1 pseudogene is annotated in these 3,217 nt (G+C 35.5%); it reads right to left on the reverse strand.

The features are described 5' to 3' along the window. A pseudogene (locus JQ841_RS10385) lies at positions 1-2,908 on the reverse strand (sialic acid-binding adhesin); the annotation flags it as partial. Positions 2,909-3,217: the final 309 nt, after the last annotated feature.

The following is a 3,217-nucleotide window of genomic DNA, read 5'->3' on the forward strand; positions in this document are numbered from 1 at the left end:
TTAGCTTGGGCTTTCTCTTCAGCAGTCAAATCGTTATTCGCGTCAATTGCTGCTTCCTTGGCTTTTAATGCTTCATCTACTGCATTTTTTGCATCAGTTTTCTTTTGACTTGCTTGCGGGTTAATACTTTCCACATCAGCAACGCCTGTAGTTTTCGCATTATCTACTGTTGAATTTGTTGTTGCAGTATCAATATTATTTTTAGCCGCTGTTGCCCTTGCTTGTGCATCTGCTTTTGCTGCTTCTTTTTCTTCAGTTGTTAAATCATTTCTTGCATCAAGTTGTGCTACTTTCGCTTTCAGCGCGTCTTCAATTGCTTTCTTAGCCGCTGGTTTCGCTACCGCTGTTGGCGTTACTGAACTTACACTTGTTGTTCCTGCCGTTTGGGCTGAGTCCACTGCTGCGTTTGTTGTCGCATTATCAATTGCTGTTTTCGCTGCAGTTGCTTTTGCCTGTGCATCTGCTTTCGCTGCATTCTTCTCTTCGGTCGTTAAGTCGTTATTCGCATCAATGGCTGCTTCTTTCTCTCTTAAAGCTGTATCAATAGCTGCTTTTGCTGTATCTTTCTTAGTTACTGCAGGATTATCATTGCTAATCGCAGTTGTTCCTGATGTTTTCGCATTATCTAATGCAGCTTTAGTCGTTACCGAGTTATCATTAATTGCTGTTAAAGCTTTCGACTTATCGGCATTAACTTTTTCGATTGCAGCTGCTTTTTCTTCTGCAGTTGTGTTTGTATTAGCATTAATCTCTGCAATTTTATCTTCAGCAGCTTTGTTAACTGCATCAATTGCAGGTTGCTTATTTAAGCTTGTGAACTCTGATAAAGGTTTTGTATCTTGTGAACCATCTTTATAGGTCACAACAAGATTTCCATTATTATCCTTTGTGATTGTAGAAATTTTAGTTCCTTGATTATCTACAGTTTGTCCACTCTTACTTGTAAGATTTGCATCATCATTAGTTTGAGAGTACTCGATTTTTACTTTTTCTTTAATTTTCTCAAACTCTTCTGCTGTTACATTCGCTGGATCTACTACACTAACTGTTCCTTCTGGAGTCTTAATATCATATTTAGTAGTTTGATTTTTTACAACAAACTCAACATAACCTTCAATTTTTTGACGTTCTGCAGGATTAGTAGTTGCATTAATTCTTCCGTTGAAAGGTGCACTTTCCCCATTGTTGTCATCTTTTGCAACGATAACACTTGTCCATTTTTTCCCAGCAGTTAAATTCGTTGTCCCAGTCATTTTAATGGTTGCTGTCTTCTTATCTTCAGAAACAGAACCTGCTCCGCTTGTTACTGAGCTATCAACAATATTCCCTACTGCTAAACCAAAACTAGTAGCATTATTATAGTTAATGTCACCAGGTCCACGAAGTTTTAGATCCTTAATCTTAGATTCATCCGTTGCAGTGAATGTTAGGTCTGTCTCTTCTCCAGAATAGATATAAATATTTCTGTTCGCTTCATTTGAATACGGTAGATTAACAACCGGTGGAATATTTTTTTGTACAATTTCATTTACTGGTTTCGTCTTCGTAGAACCATCTGTAAATGTCACAACGATATTATTTCCAACGATATTAACCGATTGAATAACATCCTCTGGGTGTTCTACTAAAGTTCCACGCTTATCAGCAAATCGTGCATCTTCGTTTGTTGTTGAATATTCTAATTGAATACTATCTTTGATTTTCTTTAAATCTTCTGCTGTAGGATTTGTCAAACTAGTTATAGAAATCTTTTCATCTGTAGGTTGAGATCTTAATGCATATTTCTTAGATTGAGCTTTTAATACTAAATAGAAATATCCTGGATCTGTTATATCCATACCTTTTTAAGATTTTCTCTACCTTGATCATCAACTACTTGAATATAACGAGTACCAATATTTAATGTTTGGCTTTCTTGTTTTGTATAATCTCTGTGTTTTTTCAGCACATCATTTGGTCGACCTGTAATAACGATTTTCGCAGGATTCGCTTGGCTCGCATCTGATGTTACACCTACTGTTTCCGCACGGTTTATTACCGTAGCTGTAAATCCAAATTCAACGTCTAAGTCATTGTCTGTACCTGCAACATTAGGAAACCTTTGTCTAGATCCTTTTTTAACAGTTGCATAACGAATCTTTCCAGTTTCAGAATAAACTGGAATTTCTAATGAAAAATGCTCTTCGTTATAGATATAGATTTTCTTCTCATCTGGAATAGAGAATGTAAAATCTACCTTAGGATCTTGATTGACAGCTGCACGGAATGTTGTATCCTTTTCAATTTCACTTCCATTACGTGGATCATTGGCACCCGTATTTTCAATCGCATTTGATTCAGATGGTTTCTCAGTATTCTCAGCTTTGATACCAACTGTTTCTTTACCCTCAGTAATATCTGTTGAAACAATTTCTTTTTTCTCAACCAGCTTATTTCGTAATTTTGAGTTAACAGTAGTAACCAGTTTTTGATAGGCACTCGTCAATTCTTCTTGACTGCTTGCGCTCGCTAAAGTCGCTTTGGCATTTGCTAACTCAGCAGCTAGACTCGCTACACTTTCCTCTGTTTTATTAGCGTAGGCTCCACTTGAAATCTTACCTTCAATTTCACCAATATAATTTGCAAGTTGACTTTTATCTAGTTCTGGTTTACTATTTTTCGGCTCACTGATTTTGGACTCACTCTGATTTTCAGCCTTATCCCCAACTTCTTGAGCCAACTCTACTTTACTAGAAGACTCCTCAGTTACTTTCAATTGATCCGCTGCAACTGCTCCATTTCCTAAAAACATTAAAAAGGCAGCAACCGCTACACTCGCTGCACCAAAACTATATTTACGAATGGAGAAACGCATGATTTTTTCTTTTCTCTGATTCTCAAGGGACTTATCAGAAAGCTTGTTCTTCATTTATAATATTTCCTTTTCTTTTATCTATATACACATTATATTATATTAAAGTTTATGCGTATTTACAAATTACTTTATATTTAATTTTATAATTTTTAAGCCATTTTTGCAAGTTGTTTGAACTAGAACAGAATCCATAAAACAAAGCCCTGCCTGACATTTCATTTACTTTTTGAAAATCTATTTTCTAGTATTTTAGTTATAAATATATTCAATAATTATGCTTGTAAATGAACAATCAAACACTACATAAAAAAAGGAGAAGACATACTTGTACTGCACCCCAAAAGTTAGACAGAAAAAATCTAA

Source organism: Streptococcus mitis (genome assembly GCF_905187535.1).
Lineage (GTDB): Bacteria > Bacillota > Bacilli > Lactobacillales > Streptococcaceae > Streptococcus > Streptococcus mitis_BS.